This is a genomic window from Allobranchiibius huperziae (assembly GCF_013410455.1).
Taxonomy (GTDB): domain Bacteria; phylum Actinomycetota; class Actinomycetes; order Actinomycetales; family Dermatophilaceae; genus Allobranchiibius; species Allobranchiibius huperziae.
Window position 1 is genome coordinate 2724882 of the sequence record NZ_JACCFW010000001.1, and the last position, 25228, is coordinate 2750109.

The window sequence follows — 25228 nt, forward strand, 5'->3', positions numbered from 1 at the left end:
TGGCTCCTGACGGTCGAGGTGGGTCATCGCCTTGCGCAACCGGTTCGGCTGCCGATGTGTTCCACCGAGCCGGTGAGGAGCGGCGCCTCAGCCGCAGACGACCAGGTCCGCCGGCTGGTAGGTCGTGGTGAGCGACTCGTTCTTGACGACCTTGCCACCTCGCTTGACCACCCGGGTCACGGTGACCTTGAATCCGGGCACCGCCGGCTGCGGGAGGCAGCCGGGCGTCTTGATGTGCTGCACTCCGGCCTTCTTGATGTCGAACTGCGGCCCGGTGGTGCTCGTGACGGAGAAGACCGATGTGCCGTAGAGGCGCATCACCGAGTAGTTGGACTCGGTACGCGCCTCGATGACGATGCCGTGACCGGTGTCGTTGGTCCACTTGTTGTCGATGGTCGGGACCGACAGCGTGGCCTCGCGGCCCATCGGGTAGCGCGAGATCCAGTAGGAGTGCGCCTGGTGGGTGTCCTCCTGCACCCCCGCGAAGAAGGTCGCGTTGTACATCGTGGTCGACACCTGCGACAGCCCGCCGCCGGTGCCGAGCACGTCGCGACCGTCCTGCAGCACCGGTGCGTCGACGTAACCGTTGGCCTTCGTGATCGGCGAGAGGGCGGCCAGCAGGCTGAACTGCTCGCCGGGCGCGACGTAGGTGCCGTTGAGCTTGGAGAGACCGTTCTTGATGTTGATCGTGCGGGCGGCGTTCTGCGCGCCGAGCGGGTAGCGCGACCGGAACTCGCTGATCACGGTGGTGCTGATCTGCGACGGGTCGACCGTGACGCCCTTCTGCGGGACGACCGAGGCGGTGACGGTACGTCGGCCGGCCTGCAGCGCCGCGATCAGCGCGGCACCGGTCTTGACCGGATCGACGGCGGTGCCGTTCTCGCCCGCGATGACCTTCTTGGTCGGCACGATGTCGTTCATCTCGACCTTGGCGTTGCGCGCGGGCGTCGCCAGCTGAGCGCCCAGCGTGCTCATCAGGGTCGCCATCGCGGACGGGATGATCGCCAGTTTCAGCGAGTTGCCGCTCGGCACCGTCTTCAGCACCTCGGACAGCTGGGCCGGGGTGATGCTCACCTGCTGCGAGCCGTTGACGAGGGTCACCGGACCGGACAGCGCCGCGGTGGCGGGTCCGGCGGCGAACGCGTCGACGGTCTTGTCGGTCAGCACCGGCGACTGCCGGGTCAGCGTGGCGGTGTACGACGTCCGACCGGGCCACCCCGCCGCGATGCTGGTGGCGAGCGAGGCGGCGTCGACCCCGCGACCGGGCTGGGCGTGGGTGACCTTGACCTTGCCGCCCAGGAGTTTCACCGTCCCCGGCGCCGGCGCGCCCTTGATGGAGGCGCTCGCGGCGGCGATCGCCGCTTGCAGCTTCGCCTTGTCGACGGTGGTCTTGAGCTGGCGGGTGGGACCGCCGGTGTAGCGCTTCCACAGTGCGCTGGGGGACAGCGTGAAACCGGTCAGGCCGTTCAGGGCTCCGGTGGGGTCGTATGCCAGGCCCGCGCTCGCCGGGGTGATCTGCAGAGTGCGGCCGGCAGCGGTGAACGTGACCGGCTTGCGCTCGGCGGCCGCGACGTGAGCGGCCAGGCGCTGCTCGGCGGCGGCCTTGCTCTGCCCCCCGACGACGACTCCGTCCACGGTGGTACCGCTCGGCACCCAGTCGGTGTGGACGACCGCGACCCCGGCGTACGCCGCGAGCGCGACGACGAGCACTCCGATCCCGCCGACCAGTCCCCAGCCCTTACGGGATCGCCCCGAACCCTCGCTCACGGATGTGCTCCAAACCGTCCTCGGTAGTAGGTGAGGGCATCCTGCGGCCGCTCGGCGTCCCGCATGGCGACCACCGCTCCGACGACCAGGGTGTGATCCCCGGCGGCGTGCGCGTCGACCGTGCGGCACTCCAGCTGAGCCAGGGCGTCGTCCACCAGGGCGACCCCCGTCGCCCCGCCACGAGTATGCGGCACCCGGTCGAGCTGATCATGTAACGGACGCCCGCGGGTCGCCAGCCACGCCGCGGTGCTGCGCGCGCTGGCCGGCAGGATGCTGATCCCCCACACGCCCGCCTCGATGATCGCGTCGTGGAAGCGCGCCTCCTGCTCGACGCTGGCCACCACGAGCACCGGGTCGAGGGACACCGACATGACCGCGCTGGCGGTCATCGCGTGATCGAGGCCGCCGGCGTACGTCGTGAGGACGGTGACGCCCGTGACCAGTCGCCCGATCACCCGGCGGTAGTAGTCGGGGTCGACGCCCTGCACCGCTCCGGTGCCCGGCTGCTCGGCGGTCATACCGGCAACCCCTGTCGCGGCGTCGCCTGCGCGGCGATGAGTTCCCCTGTCGCAGCATCGATCTCGGCGAACCCCTCACGCCCGGAGAGGACGGCGACGATGTCATTGGAGAGGGCGTAGTAGTGACCGTCGTGGACCGTGACCTGGGTGCGATGGCACCGCAGCGCCTCGGCCTGCGTCTCGATGCACGACTGATCGACCACCTCATGGGTCACCTGCCCATCCGGGACCACCGACGGGGGGAACGGATCATCCAGGCCGAGGGTGGTGCAGCCCTCGATGGAGGACTCGAGGCACATCTGGCGGTCTTGCTGCGCCCACGATCGCGGGGTGAGGGTGGCGAACAGACGCGGACGTTGTCCGGCAGCCAACGATCCGACCCCGGAGACGACCGCCCGGTGCACCTGGATGTGATCGGGGTGGGCGTACCCGCCGTGCTCGTCGTAGGTCACGACCACGTCCGGCGCCAGCTCGCGTACGACGCCCGCCACGGCTGCGCCCACGACCTCGACCGGCGCGGCAGCGAATGCCCGCGGGTGCCGGGACGCCGGAGATCCCGCCATCCCCGAGTCCCGCCAGTCACCGGGCAGGAACCGTGACGATGTGACGCCGAGCGTCTTCATTGCACACGCGAGCTCCGCACGGCGTACGTCGGCCAGCGGGTCCGCGACGTCGTCCGGACGGGGCTGCCCTGCCGGCAACTCCAGGTGGGCGAGGTCGGCCGGGATGACCTCGCCCTCCTCGCCCAGGGTCGCGGTCAGCACGTGCACCTCGTGCCCCTCGCGCACGTGATGCGCGATCGCGATCCCGTTGGCGAGCGTCTCGTCGTCGGGATGCGCGTGCACGAAGAGCAGGCGTGCCATCGAGGCCTAGCGGCGTGCCCGGGACAGCGCGCGACCGCGTTCGTTCTGGTCGAGGATCAACTTGCGGATGCGCACCGACTCCGGTGTGACCTCGACGCACTCGTCCTCGCGGCAGAACTCCAGGCTCTGCTCCAGCGACAGCTTGCGCGGCGGGAAGATCTTCTCGAAGTTGTCGGCGCTCGAAGCTCGCACGTTGCTGAGCTTCTTCTCCTTGGTGATGTTCACGTCCATGTCGTCGGAGCGCGAGTTCTCGCCGATGATCATGCCCTCGTAGACCTCGGTTGTCGGGTCGACGAAGAGGGTGCCGCGCTCCTGCAGGTTGACCATCGCGAACGACGTCACGGCGCCCGAGCGGTCGGAGACCAGGGACCCCGACGTACGGGTGATGATCTGGCCGAACCACGGCTCGTACCCGTCGAAGACGTGGTTGGCGATGCCGGTGCCGCGGGTCTCGGTGAGGAACTCGGTGCGGAAGCCGATCAGGCCGCGCGACGGCACCTTGAACTCCATCCGGATCCAGCCGGTGCCGTGGTTGGTCATCTGCTCCATGCGGCCCTTGCGCGACGCCAGGATCTGGGTGATCGCGCCGAGGTACTCCTCGGGGGTGTCGATCGTGAGGCGCTCGACCGGCTCCTGGAGCTTGCCGTCGACCTCGCGGGTGACGACCTGCGGCTTGCCGACGGTCAGCTCGTAACCCTCGCGGCGCATCTGCTCGACCAGGATGGCCAGCGCCAGCTCACCACGGCCCTGCACCTCCCACGCGTCCGGACGCTCGGTGGCGAGGACACGCAGCGACACGTTGCCGATGAGCTCGCGGTCGAGGCGGTCCTTGACCATCCGGGCGGTGACCTTGCTGCCGCGCACCTTGCCGACCAGCGGCGAGGTGTTGGTGCCGATGGTCATCGAGATGGCCGGCTCGTCGACGGTGATGAGCGGCAGCGCGATCGGGTTCTCCGGGTCGGCCAGCGTCTCGCCGATGGTGATCTCGGGGATGCCCGCGACGGCGATGATGTCGCCGGGCCCGGCTTCCTCGGCGGACTGGCGCTCCAGGCCCTCTGTCATCAGCAGCTCGGTGATCTTCACGCGCTGCTGGGTGCCGTCGTGGCGGCACCACATGGCCTGCTGGCCCTTGCGGATCACGCCGTTGCGCACCCGCAGCAGCGCGAGGCGGCCGAGGAAGTTGCTGGAGTCGAGGTTGGTGACGTGCGCCTGCAGCGGGGCCTCGTCGTCGTACGACGGGGCCGGGATCGTCTTCAGAATGGTGGCGAAGAGCGGCTCGAGGTCGCTGCCCTCGGGCATCTCACCGTTGCCGGGCCGGGTCAGCGAGGCGATGCCGGCGCGGGCCGAGGCGTAGACGACCGGGAAGTCGAGCTGATCGGCGTGGCCGTCGGCGTCGTCGAGCAGGTCCATGAAGAGTTCGTAGGTCTCCTCCTCGACCTCCTCGATGCGGCTGTCGGGGCGGTCGACCTTGTTGATGCAGAGGATGACCGGCATCTTCGCGGCGAGCGCCTTACGCAGCACGAAGCGGGTCTGCGGCAGGGGGCCCTCGGACGCGTCGACGAGCAGCACGACGCCGTCGACCATGGACAGGCCGCGCTCGACCTCGCCCCCGAAGTCGGCGTGACCGGGGGTGTCGATGATGTTGATGGTGACCGGGTGGCCGTCCGCGGCCGGACCGTCGTACGAGATCGCGGTGTTCTTCGCGAGGATCGTGATGCCCTTCTCGCGCTCGAGGTCGCCGGAGTCCATCACCCGCTCACCGGTGGTCTCGACGGTCTGGCGATCGCTGAACGCACCCGTCTGCCAGAGCATCTTGTCCACGAGCGTGGTCTTGCCGTGGTCGACGTGAGCGACGATGGCGACGTTGCGTACGTCGTCCCGAGTTTTCATGGGCATGATGTCGATTATCTCAGGGAAACGGGGCGTTTCTGACCACGCACCATCGGTGGCCGCCCACGACCACCGGCGATCCTGCCGGCGAGCAGCAGCCCGAGAAGGGCCATCAGCACGGGCACGCTGAGCAGCGTGACGAAGGTCGCAGGCCGCAACTGCGCGCGGTACGCCGCGATCCAGGCGCCTCCGATCGCCGTCACGACGCTGCCCGCGAGCGAGGACGCCAGGTAGATCGCGGACTGGTAGCGGCCCTGCTCCTGCACCGGGGCGAGGGCCAGCGAGGCCACGGACAGGGCGGGCACGACGGTGCCGATCCCCAGGCCGGCCACGGCCCAGGCGATCAGGGGCAGCGCCACCGGCACCGTGGGGACCGCGAGCGCGACCGTGCCGGCGAGACCGGCGGTCATGGCGGCGAAACCGGCGCGCACCCGCAGGGTCGGCGACGTCCGGGCCTGAATCTTGTCGCGGCCGTGCACCCACGACCCCGCGGCCCAGAAGACGCCGGTGATGGTCAGCGTGATGCCGGTCGTCGCCGGCCCGAAGCCGCGCACGCGGGTCAGCGTGAGCGGTAGGAAGCCGCCCGATATCCCGAACCCCGCGCTCGTGAGGGCGCGCAACGCCACGACCGCCGGCATACCGCGTGCGGCGCGCAACGTGCCCGCCGGCAGCGCTCGCCGGGTGAGGACGAGCAGGGCGGGCAGGGACGCGAGCATCAGTGCGGCACCGAACCACTCCGCGGGGCCGCCGAGCAGGGCTCCGGCGAGGACCAGGATCGCGGCCACCAGCGAGCAGCCCGCCCCCGCACGCACCAGACGTTTCCGGTCGTCCGGCCAGGCGCCCGACGGGTCCGACAAGCCCCGTGCCGGGCCGCGCAGAGCAGGAGAGAGGAGCGCGTACGCGGGCAGCAGGAGCAGCGCGGTGACCGTGAAGGCCCAGCGCCAGCCGAGGGATTGGGCGATCAGACCCGACACCGGAGGTCCGACGACCGAGGGCAGCACCCACGCCACGGCCATCGCACCGAACATCCTGGGACGGAGCACCTCCGGGAGGGCCTGCGCCAGCAGCACCGTGACGCCGATGTCCAGCCCGGCCTCGGACACCCCGGACACCCACCGCGTGCCCACCAGCACCAGCATCGTGGGGGCCAGCGCCGAGCCCAGCTGCCCGACGACGAAGAGCGCCGCGGACCGGCGCAGCAGCCAGGACGGTCCGCGGCGGTCCACGATCACCCCGAAGAGCGCGACCGCCGCGATGTAGGCCACCATCGGCGCCGCGCCGGCCGCGCCGAAGAGTGCCAGGCCGTGCAGCTGGGTCGAGGCCGCGGGCAGCACCGTGCCGGTGGCGCGGTCGGCGTACGCACCGAGCGTCACCATCGCCAGACCGCCTGCGGTGACCGGCAGCCTGCCGCGTGACCAGAGACCGGTGGTGAGAGCGGCGTCCGGCGCTTCGTCGATCGTCTCGGATGTCACAGACCATATGTTCTTAGTTAAAGTCGACTTGAAGTCAAGGGGTGGCCTGAACCGGAGGGACACGATGGACACGCGCGACGAACTGAGCATCGGACAGGTAGCCGAGCGCAGCGGATTCGCCGCTTCGGCGGTTCGCTACTACGAGTCCGAGGGGCTGCTGCAATCCACCCGCGATGCCGGCGGACGACGGCGCTTCCGGCGTTCGGTGCTGCGCCGCCTCGCGTTCATCCGGGCGGCGAGCAACGTCGGATGCTCCCTGGAGGAGATCCGCGAGGAGCTCGATCGGCTGCCGAGCGGCCGCACCCCCACCAAGGCCGACTGGCAACGCATCTCACGGCACTGGCGTACCCGGCTCGACGAGCGCATCGAAGCGCTGCAGAAGCTGCGCGACGGCTTGGACTCCTGCATCGGGTGCGGCTGCCTGTCCCTCGGGACGTGCCGGATGTCCAACCCGCAGGACACCGCCGCGTCCGACGCCCGCGCGCCCGGCGCGGCGTTCCTGCCGGCGGCCCTGCGGCGGCCGGGCGGTTCCCCTTCCTCTGCAAAGGTGTAATGATGTAATCAAGTAATCATTACCGAGGAGGACACCATGAACCACTCCCGTACCGGTGGACGCGGCCGCTCCGGCGGCTGGCAGCAGGCGGACCTGCCGTCCGCCGATGACGCGGCCGGCTGGTTCGCCGGCCGCCTGCCGAACGACCTCTACACCGGGGCCCCCACCGTCACCGTCGACCGCGACGAGATCGTCGTTGTCGGTGACATCGATGCCCCCGACCTGCCCGAAGGCACCGATGCGGCAGCCACCGAAGCAGCCGTCTCCGGTCGGATCACGCGCTTCCGGGAAGAGACGCGGGGCGCGCGGATGGCCCTGGCGGACGAGGCGCAGGCCCGCTACCGGCGCAAGGTCGCGTGGGGAGCCCGGATCGGCGACACCGAGGTCGTCTTCACCAACATCGCCGTCCCGGTCATGACGCGCCTGCGGCAGGACGAACGCCGCGTGCTCGACACCCTGGTGGACGCCGGGGTCGCCCGATCCCGCGCGGACGCCCTGTCCTGGGCCGTGAAGCTCGTCGGCGAGCACAGCCAGGAGTGGCTGGCGGAGCTGCGCGAGGCCATGACGGCGGTCGACGACCTGCGGGCCAAGGGTCCGCAGGTCTGAGAGACCGACGACGCTGACGGTTTGCGTCGGTGGCCAGGGCTGCAGCCCTGGCCACAGACGCACAACCCCCACCCGTGTCTCCGTGCGGTCTCAGCGGACGAGGACCGGGGTAGCGGCGGCCGGGTCTCGCTGGCCAGTACGACGGTCGCCCCGGCTCCACGCGCGTTCCCCGAGGAGGCACAGCGCGGCAGGCAGCAGCACCAGTCGCACGATGGTGGCGTCCACCAGGATCGCGACCGAGAGCCCGACGCCTATCTCCTTCATCTCCACCAGCCCAGAGAAGGCGAACACCGAGAACACCGACACCATCACGACCGCGGCGCTGGTGACCACGCCGGCGGTCTGCTCCAGGCCGAGGCGCACGGCGATCCGGACCGGCACCCCCGCACGCACGTGTTCGCGGACCCGGCTCAGCACGAAGACGTGGTAGTCCATCGACAGACCGGTGAGCACGGCGAGCAGGAACGTCGGGATCCACGTGATGATCCCGCCGGTGGAGTGGAAGTCCAACGGACCTGCGCCCCACCCGCGCTGGAAGACTAGTGTCACGACACCGAACGCCGCGCCGACCGACACCAGGTTGAGCGCTGTGGTGAGCACCGCCAGCACCGCGTTGCGGAAGACGACGCCCATCATCACCAGCACCAGCCCGAGCACCACGATCAGCACCCGCCACAGCGCGATGTCCGCGTGCCGGATCGTGTCGTAGGACTGCGCCACATCACCGCCGACCGCCCAGGTGGCACCGGTCGGCCGGACCGCCTGCGGCACCACCGTCTCCCGCAACCGGAGGACCTGCTCGCCCGCCCGGGAGCTTCCCTGCGCGGCCGAGGTCGCGACAGTCGCCACCGCCGTACGGCGATCGACCGAGACCACGACCCCGGCGGGTGACCAGTCACCGGTGGCCGCGGCACGGCGTTCCACGGCCTGCGCAGTGCTGCCCGCGTCCGCGCCGCTCACGACGACCCGTGCCAGGTTGCCGTGGCTCGGATACTTCGCCTGGATCTGCTGCATCGTGCGCACCTGCGTGATGCTGTGCGGCAGCGCTTCCAGCGAGTCGGTCTGCAGGCGCATCCCGAGGGCCGGCGCGGCGAGCGCCACCATGACGGCACCCCCACAGATCAGCGCGGCCGCCGGTCGGCGTAGCACCGGGCGCAGCAGCCGACCGCTCACGGCACCGGTCGGGATACGCCGGGAGACCCTCCACCACAACGGGATCCGCGGACGGTCCACCCACTTGCCGAGGAGGGTCAACATGGCGGGGAGCACCGTGAGCGAGCCCAGCACCGCGATCACCACGACCAGCAGTGCGCCCGTGCCGAGGCTGTCGAACGTCGTATCGCGCGCTGCGTAGAGGCCGCCCATGCTGATCGCGACCGCCAGACCCGAGACCACGATCGAGTGGCCTGAGGTCTCGCCCGCGACGCGGATCGCGTCGGCCCGGGTCGCGCCTTTGTCACGCTCGGCGCGTTCGCGTTTGAGATAGAAGAGCGAGTAGTCGACGCCGACCGCCATCCCGATGAGGAGGATCATGCTCGAGACCGTCGGCTCCATCGGGATGATCAGCGAGATCGGTCCCATCAGACCCATCGTGGCGAAGACGCTCGTGATTGCCAGGACGACCGGCAGCCCCGCCGCGATCAGCGCGGCGAAGACGATCACCATGATCACCAGTGTGATCGGCAGGCTGATGAGCTCCGCCGACCCGAGATCCTTACCCACCCGGTCGTTCACGGCCTTGTTCACCGAGACGTCCCCCGCCTCGTCGATGCGCAGACCCGGGTACGCCGTGCGGGCGGACTTCGCGACCTGCGCGATGCCGCGCACGTCGGCGTCGCGGCCGCGCACAGTCGCCGCCAGGAGCAGCGCCGTGCCGTCCTTGGACAGGACCGGCGGCGCCACGGACGCGACGACGGGCTGGGTCGCGAGCCGGTCGCGCACGTCGGACGCGGCTCTCAGGGCCACCGGCCGGTCGAGAGCACCACGCGGGGACCCGATCAGCACGTACTCCTGGTCGGGCGCGTCCAGACCGGCCGCCGCGATCATCGCCGCTGCCCGGCCGGACTGCCCCACCCGGTAGTCGGCGTCCTTGGTCTGATGGGTGCTGATGGCCGATCCGAGGCCCACGGCCATCACCACCATGAGCGCCCAGACGCCGACGGCGCGCCACGGATGCCCCGCACTCCAGCGGCCCAGTCGTTGGGCCGCACCGATCCGTGCCATGACTCCTCCTGCGATTGGAATGGGTTGTCGTCACAGGGTTTCGCCGGACGGGCGCGGCGTCAGGAGAGCCAGCACCCGCACGGGGGTGTAGCTGGGTGCACCCCCGAGGTCTGCAGGTCGGGAACCTGAGTGCACCGCCGTGCGGCCCGGATTCGGCGACGATGGTCGGATGAACCGACGACCCGGCCTCCTCGCGTCGATCGGGCTCAACCTCGCAAGCCTGGTGATGACGCTGCCGGCTCTCGCACTCCTGGGGCTGACCGTGGCGGGCATCGCATCGTCCGTGGCGATCGTCGGCCTGTTCGTCCTGACCGTGACCCTGGTGCTCCTGCGACAGCTCGCCGGGGTGCAGCGCCGCCTGGTCAGCGCGGGCCTCGGCGAACCGGTCGCCCGCGCGTACTCCGACACGCGGGGCCTGTCACCGGTCGCCCGGGTCCGCCGCTGGTTGACCGACCGAGCGCGGTGGGCCGACGCCGCGTGGGCGCTCTTCACCTGCACCGTCGGCGCGATCGTCTCGGTCGTCGCGCTGGCCGTCGTCCTCTACCCGGTCTGGAGCATCACGTGGTACTTCCTGTGGCGATCGCTCCCGGCGGACCTCCCGCAGCCGTATCACTTCCTGCACGTCGCGGACCCGGCGCGCGGAGCCATCTTCACCGTCGTGAGCGTGCTGGCAGGGATTGCCGGGATGCGTTGGCTCACACCGGCCCTCACCCGGTGGCGTCTCCTGATGGACGCATCGATCATCGCCGACTCGCGCACCGCGGCCCTCGAGGAACGGGTCGAAAGGGTGACCGCTTCGCGCACCAGCACCGTCGACGCGGCGGCCGCCGAGCTGCGCCGCATCGAGCGTGACCTGCATGACGGCCCGCAGGCCCGGCTGGCCGCTCTGGGCATGGAGCTGGGTCTGGCCGAGCAACTCGCGCTGCGGGATCCGCAGGCGGCGGCCGGCCTGATCGCCGAAGCACGCGCGAACGCGCACACGGCGCTCGCCGACATCCGATCGGTCGTGCGTGGCATCTATCCACCGGTGCTCGCCGATCGCGGCTACCCGAGTGCGATCAGCGCGTTGGTCGCAGACCTCCCACTCGCGGTCTCCCTCGATCTCGAACCAGGCGAACGCCTTTCGCCGCCTCTGGAGTCGGCGCTCTACTTCGCCACCAGCGAATGCCTGGCCAACATCCTGAAGCACGCGCACGCCGGCCAGGCGTGGGTCTGCCTGCGGCGCACCCCCCGAGCGATCCGCGTCGAGGTCGGCGACGACGGGGTCGGTGGCGCGGCTGCCGACGGGGCGGGTCTGCGCGGTGTCGCACGGCGGCTCACGGCGTTCGACGGCATGATGAGCGTGACCAGCCCGCCCGGCGCGGGCACGAGGATCGAGATGGAGGTGCCGTGCGAGCCGTCGTCGGGGAGGACAACGCGCTCCTTCGCGACGGACTGACTCGCATCCTCACTGCGTACGACATCGACGTCGTGCAGGCCGTAGACAACGCGCCGGCCCTGTCCCGAGCACTGCTCACCGAGCGACCCGACATCGCGATCGTCGACGTCCGGATGCCGCCGACCTTCACAGATGACGGACTGAGAGTCGCCATCGAGGCGCGCGCTCAGCTGCCCGACCTGCCGGTGCTGGTGCTCTCGCAGTACGTCGAGCAGCTCTACGCACAGGAGCTGCTCGACTCCGGCTCGGGCGGGGTCGGCTATCTGCTGAAGGACCGCGTCTCCGACGTCGCGGGGTTCATCGACACCGTACGGAGGGTGGCCGCCGGTGGGACCGTGCTGGATCCCGACGTGGTGCGCCATCTATTGACCCGGCAACGGGCAGGGACCCCGGTCGACCGGCTCACCGCCCGCGAGCGCGAGGTCCTGGAACTGATGGCCCAAGGCCGCTCGAACGCGGCGATCGCGGGTGCACTCTTCGTGACCGAACGATCGGTCAGTAAACACACCAACTCGATCTTCACGAAGCTCGATCTGCCCATCGACGCCGACGACAACCGGCGGGTCCTGGCGGTGCTCACCTACCTGCGCGGCTGAACCGGCGCCCCACCCCGTCGGCGCCGAGCGCACGACGAGGTGCGCGGTTTGCGTTTGTGGCCAGGGCTGCAGCCCTGGCCACCGACGCACAACCCCCACACCGACGCCAAACGGGTCAGTGCAGCAGAGCCCTGATCGCGTCCACGATGGGCAGGTCCGCGGGCAGCCACGGGACGTCGTACAACTGGGCCGGCGTCAGCCAGCGGACCTGGTCGTGATCGACCAGCCGCATGGTGCCGGTGGTGATCCGCGCGAAGCGCACCTGCATCACGAAACCCGGCTTCAGGGGCCAGCCGGTGGCGTCGTCCAGGGCGACCGGGCCGGTCACCTGCGCGCCGAGCTCGACGGTGACGTCCAACTCCTCGGCGAGCTCACGATGCAGGGCCGCCTCGAGCGACTCGTCGTGCTCCACCTTGCCGCCGGGGAACTCCCACCCGCCCGCGAGCGCGCTGGGCGCCGTACGCCGGGCCGCCAAGAGGACCGTGGGGTGCGTCAGGTCGTCGACGATCGCCGCGCCGACCACCAACCGGGTGATCGGCTGTGCAGCCGCGTCGGTCACGTCGCGATGTGCGCGGGAGTGCGATCCGCGGAACCGGCGCCAGCGCGCGTACTCGCAGCGCTCGACCCACGCGCGGCGTGCGCTCCCCGGCGGGCGTGCGGGTTGGTGAAGAACGCGACCGCGACGATCGCCACCACCGCCAGCAGCGCCGGCAGATAGAGCGACTCGCCCATCGCCCGGGCGAACCCGGACTGGACGGCCGCGGGCAGCGATTTGCCGGGAGTCTGCGCGCCGCCCGAGAGCGCAGCGCCGCGGGCACCGAAGTGCGACGTCAGCCGGGACTCCATCAGCGAGGCGATCGCCGCACTGCCGAGGACCGCACCCACCTGACGGGTCGTGTTGTAGACACCCGCACCGGCACCGGCGTTCTGCGGCGGGAGCATCCGGGTGGCCGTCACCGACAGCGGTGCCCACATGAAGGCGTTGGCGAGGCCGAGGACCACCATCGGAAGCAGCAGGGCCCAGATGTGCGTGCCGGGTCGCAGGATGTACCCCAGCCACGCCACCGCCACGCAGAGGCAGGTGAGGCCGAAGCCCGCGATCAGGCTCGGGTGGTACCTGTCGACCAACTTGCCCACGACCGGCGACAGCAGCAACGTCACCAGGGCCATCGGGACGAGCAGCAGCGCGGCCCTCGTCGGCGTCAGGCCGCGGACGGCCTGCGCGTAGAGCATGAACGGGAAGACCATGGCGGTGATCACGAACCCGACCACGGAGATCCCGACGTTGGCGAGGCTGAAGTTGCGGTCGGTGAAGAGCACCAGCGGCACGAGCGGCTCGGCCTTGTTGAAGCGCTGCCACACCACGAATCCGGCGAGGACGAGCACGCCGAGGACGATCAGCAGGGGCACCGAGATGATCCCGGTGATGGTGCCCCAGTGGTATTCGTGGCCCTCCTGGATCCCGAAGACCAGCAGGAACATGCCGACCCCCGACAACCCCACCCCGAGCCAGTCGAAGCGGTGGCTGTGCACCGGCAGGCTCGGCACCAGCCACATGGCCAGCCCGAACCCGATGACCCCCACCGGGACGTTGATGAAGAAGATCCACTCCCAGCTGAGCTGGTCGACCAGCACCCCGCCGAGGATCGGGCCCGCGAGCGTCGCGACACCGGCGACCGCGCCCCAGAAGCCCATGGCCTGACCGCGGCGTTCGGCGGGGAAGATCCGGGTGATGACCGACATGGTCTGCGGCGCGAGCAGCGCGGCCCCGAGGCCCTGGAAGACCCGCGCCACGATCAACGTGCCGATGCTGCCGGTCAGGCCGCACCACAGCGACGCCAGCGTGAAGATCGCCAGGCCCACCAGGTAGACGTTCTTCGGTCCGTAGCGGTCACCGAGCCGGCCGGTGATGAGCAGCGGCACGGCGTACGCGAGCAGATAGGCACTGGTCACCCACACCACGTCGTTGATGTCGCTGTGCAGGCTGCTGATGATGTCGGGCGTCGCCACCGACACGATCGTGGAGTCGACCAGGATCATGAAGAAGCCGACGCACAGCGCGATCAGGGCAGGCCAGGGGCTGAACCCCTCGGCGTCGGCCTGACGGCGTGTCTGGCTCTTGGTGAGCGTGATCTGGTCTGGCGTGTCTGCCACGTGCCGCTCCTCCCGTGCTACCCCTGCGGTACGCCGTGACGGGCGAGGGCCACCGCCGTACGGCGCTCATGCCGTTCCAGAATATTCGATCGCCGCGCGCAGGGCGGTCTCCGGCCGTGAGGGAAGAGCAGCCTCACCTGCGTGGACAGCACCGCGGGGCGCAGGCACCGTAAAGGCAGAAGAACACTTCCCTGCAGGAGGAACCGACCATGACCGACGCCGAGCGCCTGGCCTCCCCCGGCGGCGCGCACCTGCCCGACGACAGCGCCACGAACGATTCCCCGGCGTACGAGCCCCACCCCGACGAGCCGCACGACGCGAGCATGGCCGGCCGGCTGAACTGGCTGCGCGCGGGCGTGCTCGGCGCGAACGACGGCATCGTCAGCGTCGCGGGCATCGTCGTGGGCGTCGCCGGCGCGACGGCCGGCAGGCAGCCCATCGTGGTCGCGGGCGTCGCCGGACTGGTCGCGGGTGCGCTCAGCATGGCGGCCGGCGAGTACGTCTCGGTCAGCACCCAGCGCGACACCGAGCAGGCGTTGCTGGAGAAGGAACGCACCGAGCTGCGCGAGATGCCGGAGGAGGAGCTCGAGGAGCTGACCGGCATGTACGAGAGCAAGGGGCTGCCCCGGTCGCTCGCCGAGCAGGTCGCCCATCACCTCACCGAGCACGACGCACTCGGCGCGCACGCCGAGGTCGAGCTCGGGATAGACCCCGACGAGCTCACCAACCCCTGGCACGCCGCGTTCGCGTCGCTGGCGGCGTTCTTCGTCGGTGCGCTGCTGCCCTTCATCGCGATCCTCGTGCCGGGTCACTCCTGGCGGGTGCCGGTGACGTTCGTCGCCGTGCTGATCGCGCTGGCGGTCACCGGCAGGGTCAGCGCCGACCTCGGCGGGGCGCCGCGGCGGGCCGCCGTCCTGCGCAACGTGGGCGGTGGAGCGGTCGCGATGGTCATCACCTACGCGGTGGGCCACCTGGTCGGCGGAGTGATCTGACCTTCGCCGCACGGGCGGGGCGGGTCAGCCCCGCGGGTCGAGCAGGCCGGCGTCCTGCGGCGCCCACGCCGGGTCCGAGCCCAGATCGACGATGCGGTTGGTCTCGTCGACGAAGACCACGCTCGGGGTCATGAGGGCAGCCTCGGCGTCGTCGTACTGGCCGTAGCCGATCACGATGACCAGGTCGCCGGGACTCACGAGTCGGGCGGCCGCCCCGTTGATGCCGATCCGGCCCTCGCCGGCCGGGCCCTCGATGACGTACGTCGAGAGGCGGTTGCCGTTGTCGATGTCGACGATGTCGACCTTCTCCCCCTCGAGCAGGTCGGCCGCGCGCATCAGGTCGGCCGACACCGTCAACGACCCGACATAGTGCAGGTCGGCGTGCGTCACCGTGGCCCGGTGGATCTTCGATTTCATCATCGTGCGCTGCATGCCCACGATTGTCCCCGACCCGCCCCCAGCATCCGGCCGGGGACCGGTGCACGGTCATAGTTGAGGTCACCATGAGCAGAGCGCGTTTCCACGGGACCATCACCGGTATCGGCACGACCAGCGGAGTGCGGGTGGTCGTCGGCCAATGGCGCGACACGCCGTACGGCAGCTTCGACGACGTGATGCTCCAGACCAGTGAGGGGCACCGCCGGCTGCTGGCGCCGACGGCTCAGGTCGCCGAATTCATCGAGCAGACCTACGAGTTCGACGAAGTGAGCATCACCCCCGTGACGGTGGTGACCGACGGCGAGACGGTCCGGCTCACCGCCGACGACCTGTCGATCGCGTGGACCGTCGGGCGGCGTACGGCGATCGGCAGGCTGCTGCGTGCCGTGCCCGCGCGCCTCGCGACGGCTCCCGCGTGGAGTCGGCTGATCGACCCGGTGGCCCGCGTCGTGATGCGCGGGGTCCGCACCGCGGGCACGGCGCGCGCCGGCCGGCGGGAGTTCTACGGAGCCCGCGACATGCACGAGCTCGTGCGCGCGTCGGGTGAGTACGCCGGCCGCGACCTGGGTGATCTGGCGCCGGTCAGCCCGGCGGTGTCGTTCGGGTTCGGTTCTGCGCCGGCGCGCCCGGCGGTGACCACGATCGTGACCACGGTGATCGAGCGGTCAGCGCAGCCCCAGCCACAGGCCCAGTGACGCCAACGCGACCCCGCCGAGCAGCGTCCCCAGCCCGCTCCACAGCGCCGGCCCGCGCCGGCCGTCCTGCAGGAGTCGGGCGGTCTCGAAACTGGCCGTGCTGAACGTGGTGTAACCGCCGAGGACGCCGGTGCCGAGCACGGCGAGGGCGTCGGACCCGAGCGCGCCGCGTTGCGCCAGACCGGCCAGCACCCCGAGTGCGAGGCACCCGGTGAGGTTGACCAGGATCGTGCCGACCGGGATGTGCGTCCGCACCCGTGCCTTGATCAGCCCATCGACGACGAACCGCAGCACCGCCCCGACGCCCCCTCCCACACACAGGAGCAGGTAGGTGCCGACACTCACCGGTGCACCCGCTGCGCCGCGGTGATCCCCGCGAACGACGCGAGCAGACCCACGCCGAGCGTCAGCCCGCAGTAGCCGACCGCCATCCCCGGCTCGCTGTCCCGGATCAACTGGGCGGCCCCGTCCGCGAAGGTGCTGTAGGTCGTGAAGCCGCCAAGCACGCCGGTCCCGAGAAGCAACCGGACGGTCCGCCGGCGTCCGTGATCGGGGCCGCGGCCGGCGAGCAACTGCACCAACGCGCCGAGCAGGAACGCCCCGGACACGTTGATCGCCAGGATCGTCCAGTTGACCCGGTCAGCGGGGGTGGGGAACCACAGGCTCATCGCCTCGCGGATGCCTGTCCCGACGAAACCCCCGAGCGCGACGTACGCCGCGTACCTCGCGCGCAGGTGCACCGGACGCCCGTCGTCGTTGACGTCGACATCGGGGTCCTCGGGCAGCCAGGGGTTCCGCAGAGCCGCCCGGGCGGCGTCGGCGGGTCTGCTCATACCGCGGAACCACCCGCGCCAGGACTCCCGGCGGCGGCCAGCACCGGCACCTCGTCGTCCTCGACCAGGCCCTTGATCTCCGAGCGTTCCTCGACCGCCGGTGCCGAACCCCACAGGTGGCGCGCGTTCGACTCGGGCAGCAGGTAGACCGCGACGGCGCCGATCACGCCGGTGGCGATCAGGTAGTACGCCGGCCAGTCGAGGTCGCCGGTCGCGCTGACCAGCGCTCCGACGACCAGCGCCGTGGTGCCGCCGAAGAGGGAGATGGCGACGTTGAACCCGATCGACAGTCCGCCCGCGCGTAACGGGGTGGGGAAGAGCGACGGCAGCGTGGAGGGCATGGTGGAACTGAAGCAGATGAGCAATAGGCCCATGATCAGAAGGCCCAAGAACGACGAGATCGAGGACCCTGCGCGAGCCAGCACCACGGCCGGCAGCGAGAGCACGATCAGCCCGATCGCGCCGGTCAGCGCGATGGGCTTACGGCCGATCCGGTCCGAGAGACGCCCGAACATCGGGATGAAGACCAGCAGCACCGCGATCACGACGATCTGCAGGATCTGCGAGGTCAGGTCGGAGAGACCGCCGCCGGTCTTGTCCGGGGCGGTGGTCGTCAGGTACGTCGGCATGTAGGACGTCAGCATGTAGTTGGGGATGTTCCACGCGAGCACCAGCGCCACGCACACCAGCAGCGAGGGCCACAGCTTGAAGATCGCGCCGAGCTCGCCGCCCGTGCTGCGCTCCTTCTCCTCCTTGTCGGCCTTGGCCTCCATCGCGGCGTACGCCGGGGTGTCGGCGAGGCGGGACCGCAGGTAGACCCCGATCAGGCCGAGGGGAAGGGCCACGAAGAACGGGATGCGCCAGCCCCAGGTCAGCAGCTGGTGCTCCGAGAGCACGCCGCCCGCGACCGTGACGAGCGTCGCGCCGAGCAGGTAGCCGGTGAAGGTGCCGAACTCCAGCCAGCTGCCGAGGAATCCGCGTTTGCGGTCCGGCGCGTACTCGGCGATGAAGGTCATCGCGTTGCCGTACTCACCACCGGTGGAGAAGCCCTGGATGAGCCGAGCGACCAGCAACATGAACGGCGCCCACAGCCCGATCGAGCTCTCGCTGGGGATGACGCCGATGACGAAGGTGCCGGCGGCCATCATGATCATGGTCGTGGCGAGGACCTTGTTGCGACCGATCCGGTCGGCGAGCGGGCCGAAGAACAGGCCACCGAAGGGGCGAACCAGGAAGGCCACCGCGAACAATCCGAAGGTCAGGATCGTCCCCGTGGTCTTCGGAAGGTCGTCGAAGAAGACCTTCTGGATCGTGGGTTCGAAGTAGGCGTAGACGCCGAAGTCGTACCACTCGGTGATGTTGCCGATGGCCGCGGCGCCGATGGCCCGGCGGACCGTCGAGTTGTCGGTCACCGTCACCTCGTCGGCGGTCCACTGCTGTTCGTCGCCCAGCTGAATCATCTGGTCCTCTCACATAGGCAACCTTCGACGTTACCCGTGGGTCCCATTCTCTTGAGAATCGAGTGAGCGCGATCGAGACGGCCGATCGGGCCCTGCGCGGGGTGCGCTGAGGCAGGGATCACACCGCTCCCGTGGCGTATATCCCCTGCTTCATCACCGCGGCCGGCTCCCTGCAACGAAGGGGAATTCGCCGTCGTTCCCTCTACCCACGCGCCTACCGCGGGGACCTCACCCGCCGACCGCAGGACCTCGACCGGTACTAGGAGCACGACGCCGATGAGGTGGACCTGAGCACGAGACCACCGCTGAACGCGTGACCAACTTCACCTCATACGAGTGTCCGCAGTTCCGTGCGTACGTGCACACGGAACTGCGGACACTCGACGTCGGACCGGTTACCGCCTGCGCATCGATCCGGTCGGGAACGACACCGCCAGGGAGTAGCCGTCACCCTGCTTCGAGGACACCTTGATCCGGGTGCCCGACCCAGCGACCTTCACCGACCCGGCCGGGTTGGCCGCGTAGTAGTAGGCGTTGGGGTTGGTGTCGTCGAACGTCGACACGGCCGGCCGCGACGGCACCTTCGCCGCCAGACCCTGCTTGTGCAGGGTGAAGGCGTCGGTTCGGTCCAGGCCGAACGTCGCGTCGTACGGCTGGATCCTGTTGTTCACCGCGACCCCGTCCGGCCACACCATCGGGGCGGCGTGCGCGTCGACGGGCAGCACCAGTCCCCCACCGGGGTGGGCCGAGGTGTTGTTGTCCTTGAACTCGTTGTTGACGTACCAGATGAGCACGCCGTCCTGGTAGGGGAAGTGCTCGACCACGTCGGGGCGGCGGGGTCCGAAACCGAAGTTGTACGGGCCCTGCTTGAGCGTGGTGTCGTATCCGCTGTAGCGGCGCGACTCGGCCAGGTAGTAGTTGGTCGCCACGCGGGTGTCGGTGCCGTTCATCCGGGTGAACCCCGCAGGTGTCCAGACCGAGCTCGCCGACTCCGCGCCGTCCGTGGTCGTGGTGGTGCCGACCGTCGTGGCGATGTCGTCGAGGAACGCGCCGGCGCCGTTCGTGCCGCCGTCGGTCTGGTAGAGGAAGCGGAAGGTGAGCTTCTTGCCGGCGTACGGCGTGAGGTCGTAGGAGATCGTGCTCCACCCCGTGCTGGTGCCGGTCACCGGCGTGCCCACGTTGGTCCAGGTGGCGCCGCCGTCGGTCGAGACCTGCCCGTAGAGGTAGTCGTAGTCGGCCTCGATGTCGTACCAGGCCGACGCAGAGATCTTCCCGGACGTCGCCCCGGTCAGGTCGACCGACCGCGTGAGGCTGTTGTTGAGGTCGTCGTCGCGCCCCGACCACCACTCGTACGAGCCCGTCTTCGGGGTGTTGTACTTCGTGGCGATCGTCTTGTCCGGCAACGAGATCGCCAGGGTCTGCGGCTTGCTCGCGCTGTCCTGGTCGGCCGGGCCGAGCGAGACCTTGCCGGAGTTGCCGTAGCGCACGGTCTGGGTGTCGGACCAGCCGAGCTGGGTCTTCTCCCACGCGCCCATGTAACCAGGGGTGGTCCCGATCGCGTTGCCGCCGTGATTGAGCCACGAGCCGCTGTTCATCAGGCTCCAGAACGACACGCTGTTGGTGCTGGTGTTTGTGGTGTCGTAGAGGTCGGGCAGGCCCAGGTCGGGGCCGTACTCGTGCGCGAAGACGCCGAGGCCGCCGTTCTCCGGCTCGGTGGTGTAGTCACGGATCCAGATGCCGGTGTTGCCGATCTGGGTGCCGCCGTTGAGGTTGCCGGTCGGGCCGGCCTTGCCGGCGCCGGTCTGCACGGCCCAGCGGTGGGACCAGATGGCGTCCGCGCCCTGCGCGCCGCCGCCGGCCTCCTCACCCTCGCCGGCGTGGATCGCCTGGAAGTGGTCGATGTAGCCGTCGGGCTCGTTGAAGTCGCCGTCGTGGTCGTAGTCGTAGCGGTCCCAGACGTCGTACTTCTTCAGCTCGGTCTTGATCTGCGCGTCGGTCTTGCCGGCCGACTTCTGCGCGGTGTACCAACTCGTGGCCGTGTCGCCGATGTAGGACCAGTAGCGGTCGGCCTCCGAGCCGGTGTTGGAGCCGTAGCGCGCCTCGTTGTAGGGCACGGTCACCCAATCGGACACGTCGCCCTGGGCCTTGTAGCGGCCCTGGGACTGGGACTTGTAGAAGTTCGAGAAGCTCTCGCCCGTGGTCCCGAACATCATGTTCTTGTAGTGCGCCTGGTTGAAGTCCTTCTCCCAGTACGTGGAGTTGTCGTCCGACGCGGTGCCGTCGATGGTGCGGTCCGGCTCGGGGATCTGGTTGTGCCGGGGTCCCGCTCCGCCGCCGGCGGTGGGGTCGGTCTTGGTGCCGAAGTCGGTCAGCACCGTGAAGATGTTGGCGGTCTGCTGCGGGTCGTACTCGACGTACTTGGGCTTCGCTGCCTTCGCGTTCCTGCCGCGCGCCTTCTGCTGAGCGGCCGTCGGCTTGCCGTCGTCGACGACGATCACCCGCTTGCCGTTCACAGTGGCGGTCTTGGCCTCGCCCTTGATCAGCTGGTCGACCGCGGTACGCCGCAGCTCGGCCTGCTTGCTCTGCAGGGGATCCGGCTTGTTGTCCGGACGGACCACGGTGCTGGGCGATGTGCCGCCCGACGTCGGGGCGCCTCCCGCCGATGCCGCGTAGGTCACTCCCGGGGCCAGCGCCAGGGCCGTCGCGGCCAGGGCTCCCGTCATGAGCACGGTTCGCTTCACGTTTCCTCCTGGGTGTCGCCGGCCGCGGGATGTAGCGGCGGGCGCCGTCAGTGTCGGCTGACGCACCCGTCATCCAGAAGGGCTGCGACGCCCTCGAAGGCGGAAACTGACAGAGAGTTGATCTTTTCCTGACTGTTTCCTGTGTACTCGCCGGTACTTCGGAGCGAGCCGGTCAGAGCCGGCTCAGCAGGACACGCAGGTCACGCTCGGCGATCAGGCGGTGCTCCCACTCCTCGTGGATCACCGCCCGCAGGCACCGCCGGACCTCGTACCGACCTGGCGGCGGGTAGCCCGGGCCGGTCACGTCGGTGTCGCTCGCGAGATGCTCGTCGGTGAGCCCGGCGAACAGCGCCCGCATCTCGGCCATCCGGTCCGCACGCAGAGCGAGCAGCTGCTCCAGCGTCGGGCGCGCCGTGCGGTCGTTCGGCACCCCGTGGTCGTTCGGGTCGTGTTCGTCGTGTGGCAGGCCGAGGGGGTCGAAGGGTGACGGGTCATGCAGGACAGCGTGTTTCGCCCACCCGTCGACGACGAAGACCAGATGCCGCAACGTCTCGATGAAGGACCACTCGTCGTCGACCCGCTCGTGCAGTTGGTCCGGCGGGAGACTCTGCGCGAGCGCGACGGTCGATGCCCAGCACGCCTCGATCACCCCCCACGCCTCCCGGAAACCGTCCGCGTCCGTCGGCCGCAGCTTCACGCGCTCCGGATAGCGCCGGTCCAGCTCGGCCTCGACGAACGGCGTGACGTCGACGCCGTTCACGGTCAGATTGCGCACCAGGCCGTCCAGCTCGAGATCGGTCATGTCGACGCCCCGGAGCCGCGCTCCCGTCAGGTAGACGTTGCGCATCCGCGCGCCGCTCAGGTCGACCTGCTCGAACCGCGACCCGGACAGACCGACTCTCGTGAAGCTGGAACCACCCAGGTCCACATCCGTGAAATCACCCATGCAAAGACCCTGCCACCGTCCACCGACACCGGACAGTGGCTCGCCTCTCGTCGTGGGTGTCCGCACTCCGGTGCCCCCGTCCGCACGAAACCGCGGACACTCGCGGACCGCTCACCCCTCCTGCTCGGGCCACCCGTCGAGGAGCTTCTCGATGTCCGCCAGCTGCGCCGTGGAGACCCACGACGGATTGGACCCGACCGGCAGGCGCTGCACCTCCAAGTCGTCGATCCCGGTGGCGCGCAGCTCCTCGTCCGACACGGTGTCGTGCAGCAGAGGAATGTGCAGGCTCACGTCACCTCGCGCTTCACTGCTCACCCACCCCACGCCGGCGATCCCGCGCGTCACCGTGCCACCCGCGGCGGAGACCCACAGGATCGCCTTATGGCCCGGTCGCATCATTCGGCTGCGGTAGTTGTCCGCGACGCACCAGTCCCGCACGACGTGCTGTCGGTGCTCCAGCAGGGCGCGGCGGACGCGCGCATGCTGCTGCGGGTCGCACTTGATCACCCAGGCGCCGAGGTTGTCCTCGGTGATCTTGCGCTGGGCCACGCTCCAGTCCTACCAGCCGCCGGGGCCGCCGGCACCGGGTGGGAGCGACGCACAATGGACGCGTGCCGCACAACGACCTTCCCCCGCTGACTGACGACGGGCACCACATCGTGGTCGACGGTCGCAAGTGGCGGGCCACCGATCCCGCCATCCCCGACGCTCTGCGCAAGGAACTGGTGGCGGAGTTGATGAGCGCACGCCGCGATGTGCGCACCGACGCCGAGTCCGCCCGCCCGCGGGTACAGGACGCGAAGGTCGCGCTCGGTGAGCGTGGCGACCCGTGGTGGGAGCCGACGCCCGACGGCCGCCGTACGAGGCTCGCCGCGACGATGCGGACGCTCCTTCGTCACCGCGACGCGGAGGCGACCATCTGCCCGAGTGATGCCGCCCGGGTCGTGGGTGGTGAGTCGTGGCGCGACCTGATGGACGACGCCCGCTCCGTGGCAGGCGAGCTGGCTACCGGCGGGGTCGTCGTCGTACGCCAACACGGCCAGGACGTCGACCTGGACGCGGCGGTCGGGCCGGTGCGCCTGGCCCGCGGCCCGAACTGGTGAGCATCACTGCCCCGTCGATGGTGCGCCCCGCAATGCGGTCCACCGTGGCGCGACTGCCAGCGCGACCGCGAGCAGGGACAACACGACGGCGATGATCACCGAGGTCACTGCGACGCCGAGGTAGCCGTGTCGGCCCGGATCCATGAACGGATAGGGATACCAGCCGACGATCCCGCCCCGCACCAGGCTGTAGACGAGGTAGGCCAGTGGTCCCAACAGCCACCCCAGCGCGGCCCGGACCGCCATCGCCCGGCGACCGGTGAGCAGCAGCCAGTCGAGGATCACCACGATCGGCATGATGTAGTGCAGGACCGTGTTGTCCCACGGGACGGCGGTGAGCTCGGATGCCGGGTAACCCGACAGCAGCACGATGAAGATCAGGATCACGGTCGTCATGAAGAACGCCACCGCACCGCGGTACAACTCCAGCCCTCGACTCGACCACCGACCCGCCGCCGCGAACGCGCTCAGCATCAGGCTGATGACCGTGAGCAGATTGGCCTCGACGGTGAAGTAACTGAAGAAGTGACCGGCACCGAACCTGTGCTGAGCGACGAGAGTCGCGACCTCGGTCACCAGGGCACTGAATCCCAGGAACGCGAACAGGACCCTCACTGTCACGATCGGCCACACCGTGGGCGGGCGTTGCGGGTGGATCACATGTTCACTGACCACACCGCGCCTCCGGAGCCTGGGTTACCGGGCCGATGCTAGCGGCGGCCCGCCTCTCCGGCCGTGCCCCGCGCCGGAGCACCGTCGGGAGCGGCGGCATCTGCCGGTCCTGAGGTCACATTCAAGCGGCCGAAGTGCCAGGAGAACGGTGACTCCCTGACCATGGACATCACGAGGGGTCGCCCCTGATGGAGGCGACCCCTCGTCGTCAAGACCGGTCAGGAAGTCAGCGTTGCGAGGTGGGGCTGGTGGTGCCGAAGATGTAGGGCTGTTCGGTGTAGACCGCCCGGTAGTCCCGAGTGGCCGAGCTGGTGTAGCTGTAGGAGGTGGCGCCGGCGGAGTTGGTCGTGAAGGCTTTGAGGTCGGTCCAGGTGCTGCCGCCCTTGGCCCGGTACTGGATGACTCCTGTTTCGCTGGCCCAGGGGATGTTCATGTCCAGGCTGTAGGCGTAGCGCACGGCGCGGGTGTTGATGGTGACCTTGCTGCCGGACCGGGAGGTCTGCAGGCCGGCCCAGGACCCGACCTTCACCGTGGTGACCGGGGCGTTCTGGGTGTACGTGTGGCCCTGGTCGTCGAAGGCGAACCGGCCCTTCCAGGTCATCACGCCGACGTAATCCAGGTTCTCGGATTCGTCGATGATGTCGGTGTCGAAGAGCACCGTGTACGCGGCGTCGGAGACGTTGTCCCCGCCGGCGTACCAGGAGGCTGTGACGACTCCGTGCAAGACGCATCCACCCGTGAGGGAGGGCATGTCGGACGGGTCGCCTTCGAAGTCGGAGGTGAGGCGGATCGTGCTGGGCACGACCAGCTTGCAGGTGCCGTACGGGGTCCCGGACGTGGCCGGGTGGATCCGGGCGATGTTCCGGATCATGGCCTGGCGGTTCACGTGATGAACCGTTCTCGTGGCGGTTGCAGCGCCGGCGGGCGCGGTGACGGCGACCCCCAGGGCTGCGATGGCGGGCACTGCGCCCAGGGCGGCAAGACGACGAATCATGGATGGGCCTGCTTTCGCGTGGTTGGCGTGGTCCCCCAAGTCGGCCACACCCGGTCGCAGCCTATGGGTCACCTGTGCCCGAAGTGGGCTGATTCGGTCGAGCTGTCCCGATGCGATCCGTTGCTGAAGACGCGCGCAGCCAATATCGATCGCCTGAACCCTAGAGACGGCGCCGGGGAGGTCCCCGTGGCGCCGTCCGAAGCACCATCCTCGACCGCCGCCTGCGGCCGCCTCGGGCGGGTCGGTGGTGTCGCAGTCAGATCCCGGGGTCGCA

At 69.8% G+C, this 25228-nt stretch carries 24 protein-coding genes; 7 read left to right on the forward strand and 17 right to left on the reverse strand.

From position 1 onward, the window contains the following. Positions 1-87 precede the first annotated feature (87 nt). Genes HNR15_RS12745 through HNR15_RS12765 form a run of 5 tightly spaced genes read right to left on the reverse strand, consistent with a single transcriptional unit; the run spans position 88 to position 6510 of the window. Positions 88-1767: a VanW family protein gene (locus HNR15_RS12745; RefSeq protein WP_179482346.1), complete on the reverse strand. Its 1680-nt coding sequence runs from the start codon at positions 1765-1767 to the stop codon at positions 88-90. After that, complete coding sequence (locus HNR15_RS12750; RefSeq protein WP_179482348.1) at positions 1764-2285, reverse strand: flavin reductase family protein; 522 nt, start codon at positions 2283-2285, stop codon at positions 1764-1766. The genes HNR15_RS12745 and HNR15_RS12750 overlap by 4 nt, the downstream gene beginning before the upstream one ends. Beyond that, on the reverse strand, positions 2282-3148 hold the full coding sequence (locus HNR15_RS12755; RefSeq protein ID WP_179482350.1) for a PIG-L family deacetylase: 867 nt from the start codon (positions 3146-3148) through the stop codon (positions 2282-2284). The genes HNR15_RS12750 and HNR15_RS12755 overlap by 4 nt, the downstream gene beginning before the upstream one ends. A gap of 6 nt (positions 3149-3154) precedes the next feature. Beyond that, entirely contained in the window at positions 3155-5044 is a 1890-nt protein-coding gene (gene typA, locus HNR15_RS12760) for a translational GTPase TypA (protein ID WP_179482352.1), read from the reverse strand. Between the two features lie 8 nt (positions 5045-5052). Then, positions 5053-6510, reverse strand: coding sequence for an MFS transporter (locus HNR15_RS12765; RefSeq protein WP_179482354.1), 1458 nt, complete (start codon positions 6508-6510; stop codon positions 5053-5055). 64 nt (positions 6511-6574) lie between these two features. On the opposite strand from HNR15_RS12765, the gene soxR reads away from it, so the two are divergent. Next, the gene (soxR, locus tag HNR15_RS12770) at positions 6575-7063 is read left to right on the forward strand and encodes a redox-sensitive transcriptional activator SoxR (RefSeq protein ID WP_179482356.1); all 489 of its coding nucleotides are present in this window, start codon (positions 6575-6577) and stop codon (positions 7061-7063) included. A 36-nt stretch (positions 7064-7099) separates the two neighbouring features. Beyond that, the gene (locus HNR15_RS12775) at positions 7100-7669 is read left to right on the forward strand and encodes a hypothetical protein (RefSeq protein ID WP_179482358.1); all 570 of its coding nucleotides are present in this window, start codon (positions 7100-7102) and stop codon (positions 7667-7669) included. Positions 7670-7759: 90 nt separating this feature from the next. Here the strand turns inward: HNR15_RS12775 and HNR15_RS12780 are convergent, their stop codons facing one another. Then, entirely contained in the window at positions 7760-9892 is a 2133-nt protein-coding gene (locus HNR15_RS12780) for an MMPL family transporter (protein ID WP_179482360.1), read from the reverse strand. 169 nt (positions 9893-10061) lie between these two features. Between HNR15_RS12780 and HNR15_RS12785 the strand changes: the two genes are divergently transcribed. Together HNR15_RS12785 and HNR15_RS12790 are read left to right on the forward strand one after the other, a co-directional pair. Beyond that, the gene (locus HNR15_RS12785; protein WP_179482362.1) at positions 10062-11330 is read left to right on the forward strand and encodes a sensor histidine kinase; all 1269 of its coding nucleotides are present in this window, start codon (positions 10062-10064) and stop codon (positions 11328-11330) included. Beyond that, positions 11282-11926, forward strand: a complete 645-nt coding sequence (locus HNR15_RS12790) for a LuxR C-terminal-related transcriptional regulator (RefSeq protein WP_179482364.1) — start codon at positions 11282-11284, stop codon at positions 11924-11926. The genes HNR15_RS12785 and HNR15_RS12790 overlap by 49 nt, the downstream gene beginning before the upstream one ends. A gap of 115 nt (positions 11927-12041) precedes the next feature. On the opposite strand, the gene HNR15_RS12795 is transcribed toward HNR15_RS12790, so the two are convergent. Both HNR15_RS12795 and HNR15_RS12800 read right to left on the reverse strand, forming a co-directional pair. Beyond that, on the reverse strand, positions 12042-12485 hold the full coding sequence (locus HNR15_RS12795; protein ID WP_343048536.1) for a (deoxy)nucleoside triphosphate pyrophosphohydrolase: 444 nt from the start codon (positions 12483-12485) through the stop codon (positions 12042-12044). Then, a complete protein-coding gene (locus HNR15_RS12800) occupies positions 12482-13966 on the reverse strand; it encodes a DHA2 family efflux MFS transporter permease subunit (RefSeq protein ID WP_179483765.1) in 1485 nt (494 codons plus the stop codon). Before HNR15_RS12800 ends, HNR15_RS12795 begins: the two co-directional genes overlap by 4 nt. A 437-nt stretch (positions 13967-14403) precedes the next feature. Between HNR15_RS12800 and HNR15_RS12805 the strand changes: the two genes are divergently transcribed. Continuing rightward, a complete protein-coding gene (locus HNR15_RS12805) occupies positions 14404-15072 on the forward strand; it encodes a VIT1/CCC1 transporter family protein (protein WP_246306282.1) in 669 nt (222 codons plus the stop codon). A 24-nt stretch (positions 15073-15096) separates the two neighbouring features. Here HNR15_RS12805 and panD read toward each other — a convergent pair whose 3' ends face one another. After that, positions 15097-15504, reverse strand: coding sequence for an aspartate 1-decarboxylase (panD, locus tag HNR15_RS12810; RefSeq protein ID WP_179482368.1), 408 nt, complete (start codon positions 15502-15504; stop codon positions 15097-15099). A 71-nt stretch (positions 15505-15575) separates the two neighbouring features. Between panD and HNR15_RS12815 the strand changes: the two genes are divergently transcribed. After that, entirely contained in the window at positions 15576-16205 is a 630-nt protein-coding gene (locus HNR15_RS12815; RefSeq protein ID WP_179482370.1) for a hypothetical protein, read from the forward strand. Here HNR15_RS12815 and crcB read toward each other — a convergent pair. From crcB to HNR15_RS12845, 6 genes are all read right to left on the reverse strand, one after another. Then, positions 16176-16550: a fluoride efflux transporter CrcB gene (crcB, locus tag HNR15_RS12820; RefSeq protein ID WP_179482371.1), complete on the reverse strand. Its 375-nt coding sequence runs from the start codon at positions 16548-16550 to the stop codon at positions 16176-16178. The two genes, HNR15_RS12815 and crcB, sit on opposite strands and share 30 nt — an antisense overlap. Further along, the gene (locus HNR15_RS12825) at positions 16547-17038 is read right to left on the reverse strand and encodes a fluoride efflux transporter FluC (RefSeq protein ID WP_179482373.1); all 492 of its coding nucleotides are present in this window, start codon (positions 17036-17038) and stop codon (positions 16547-16549) included. Before HNR15_RS12825 ends, crcB begins: the two co-directional genes overlap by 4 nt. Further along, on the reverse strand, positions 17035-18498 hold the full coding sequence (locus HNR15_RS12830) for an MFS transporter (protein ID WP_179482375.1): 1464 nt from the start codon (positions 18496-18498) through the stop codon (positions 17035-17037). The genes HNR15_RS12825 and HNR15_RS12830 overlap by 4 nt, the downstream gene beginning before the upstream one ends. A gap of 395 nt (positions 18499-18893) precedes the next feature. After that, entirely contained in the window at positions 18894-21239 is a 2346-nt protein-coding gene (locus HNR15_RS12835; protein ID WP_343048537.1) for an immune inhibitor A domain-containing protein, read from the reverse strand. 172 nt (positions 21240-21411) lie between these two features. Further along, on the reverse strand, positions 21412-22185 hold the full coding sequence (locus tag HNR15_RS12840) for a DinB family protein (protein ID WP_179482377.1): 774 nt from the start codon (positions 22183-22185) through the stop codon (positions 21412-21414). 111 nt (positions 22186-22296) lie between these two features. After that, a complete protein-coding gene (locus HNR15_RS12845; RefSeq protein ID WP_179482379.1) occupies positions 22297-22734 on the reverse strand; it encodes an EVE domain-containing protein in 438 nt (145 codons plus the stop codon). Positions 22735-22796: 62 nt separating this feature from the next. On the opposite strand from HNR15_RS12845, the gene HNR15_RS12850 reads away from it, so the two are divergent. After that, on the forward strand, positions 22797-23288 hold the full coding sequence (locus tag HNR15_RS12850) for a DUF3253 domain-containing protein (RefSeq protein ID WP_179482381.1): 492 nt from the start codon (positions 22797-22799) through the stop codon (positions 23286-23288). A gap of 3 nt (positions 23289-23291) precedes the next feature. Here HNR15_RS12850 and HNR15_RS12855 read toward each other — a convergent pair whose 3' ends face one another. Together HNR15_RS12855 and HNR15_RS12860 are read right to left on the reverse strand one after the other, a co-directional pair. Continuing rightward, a complete protein-coding gene (locus HNR15_RS12855) occupies positions 23292-23909 on the reverse strand; it encodes a Pr6Pr family membrane protein (RefSeq protein ID WP_179482383.1) in 618 nt (205 codons plus the stop codon). A 277-nt stretch (positions 23910-24186) separates the two neighbouring features. Beyond that, positions 24187-24954, reverse strand: coding sequence for a hypothetical protein (locus tag HNR15_RS12860; RefSeq protein WP_179482385.1), 768 nt, complete (start codon positions 24952-24954; stop codon positions 24187-24189). Positions 24955-25228 lie beyond the last annotated feature (274 nt).

Bases quoted from the DNA above. Each gene is read 5' to 3' on its own strand.
- HNR15_RS12815 (WP_179482370.1), top strand. From the start codon at position 15,576: ATGAGCAGAGCGCGTTTCCACGGGACCATCACCGGTATCGGCACGACC.
- HNR15_RS12830 (WP_179482375.1), bottom strand. From the start codon at position 18,498: ATGATTCAGCTGGGCGACGAACAGCAGTGGACCGCCGACGAGGTGACG.
- HNR15_RS12800 (WP_179483765.1), bottom strand. From the start codon at position 13,966: ATGATCCTGGTCGACTCCACGATCGTGTCGGTGGCGACGCCCGACATC.
- panD (WP_179482368.1), bottom strand. From the start codon at position 15,504: ATGCAGCGCACGATGATGAAATCGAAGATCCACCGGGCCACGGTGACG.
- typA (WP_179482352.1), bottom strand. From the start codon at position 5,044: ATGCCCATGAAAACTCGGGACGACGTACGCAACGTCGCCATCGTCGCT.
- HNR15_RS12755 (WP_179482350.1), bottom strand. From the start codon at position 3,148: ATGGCACGCCTGCTCTTCGTGCACGCGCATCCCGACGACGAGACGCTC.
- HNR15_RS12775 (WP_179482358.1), top strand. From the start codon at position 7,100: ATGAACCACTCCCGTACCGGTGGACGCGGCCGCTCCGGCGGCTGGCAG.
- HNR15_RS12805 (WP_246306282.1), top strand. From the start codon at position 14,404: ATGGCCGGCCGGCTGAACTGGCTGCGCGCGGGCGTGCTCGGCGCGAAC.
- HNR15_RS12785 (WP_179482362.1), top strand. From the start codon at position 10,062: ATGAACCGACGACCCGGCCTCCTCGCGTCGATCGGGCTCAACCTCGCA.
- soxR (WP_179482356.1), top strand. From the start codon at position 6,575: ATGGACACGCGCGACGAACTGAGCATCGGACAGGTAGCCGAGCGCAGC.
- HNR15_RS12860 (WP_179482385.1), bottom strand. From the start codon at position 24,954: ATGATTCGTCGTCTTGCCGCCCTGGGCGCAGTGCCCGCCATCGCAGCC.
- HNR15_RS12825 (WP_179482373.1), bottom strand. From the start codon at position 17,038: ATGAGCAGACCCGCCGACGCCGCCCGGGCGGCTCTGCGGAACCCCTGG.
- HNR15_RS12840 (WP_179482377.1), bottom strand. From the start codon at position 22,185: ATGGGTGATTTCACGGATGTGGACCTGGGTGGTTCCAGCTTCACGAGA.
- HNR15_RS12780 (WP_179482360.1), bottom strand. From the start codon at position 9,892: ATGGCACGGATCGGTGCGGCCCAACGACTGGGCCGCTGGAGTGCGGGG.
- HNR15_RS12750 (WP_179482348.1), bottom strand. From the start codon at position 2,285: ATGACCGCCGAGCAGCCGGGCACCGGAGCGGTGCAGGGCGTCGACCCC.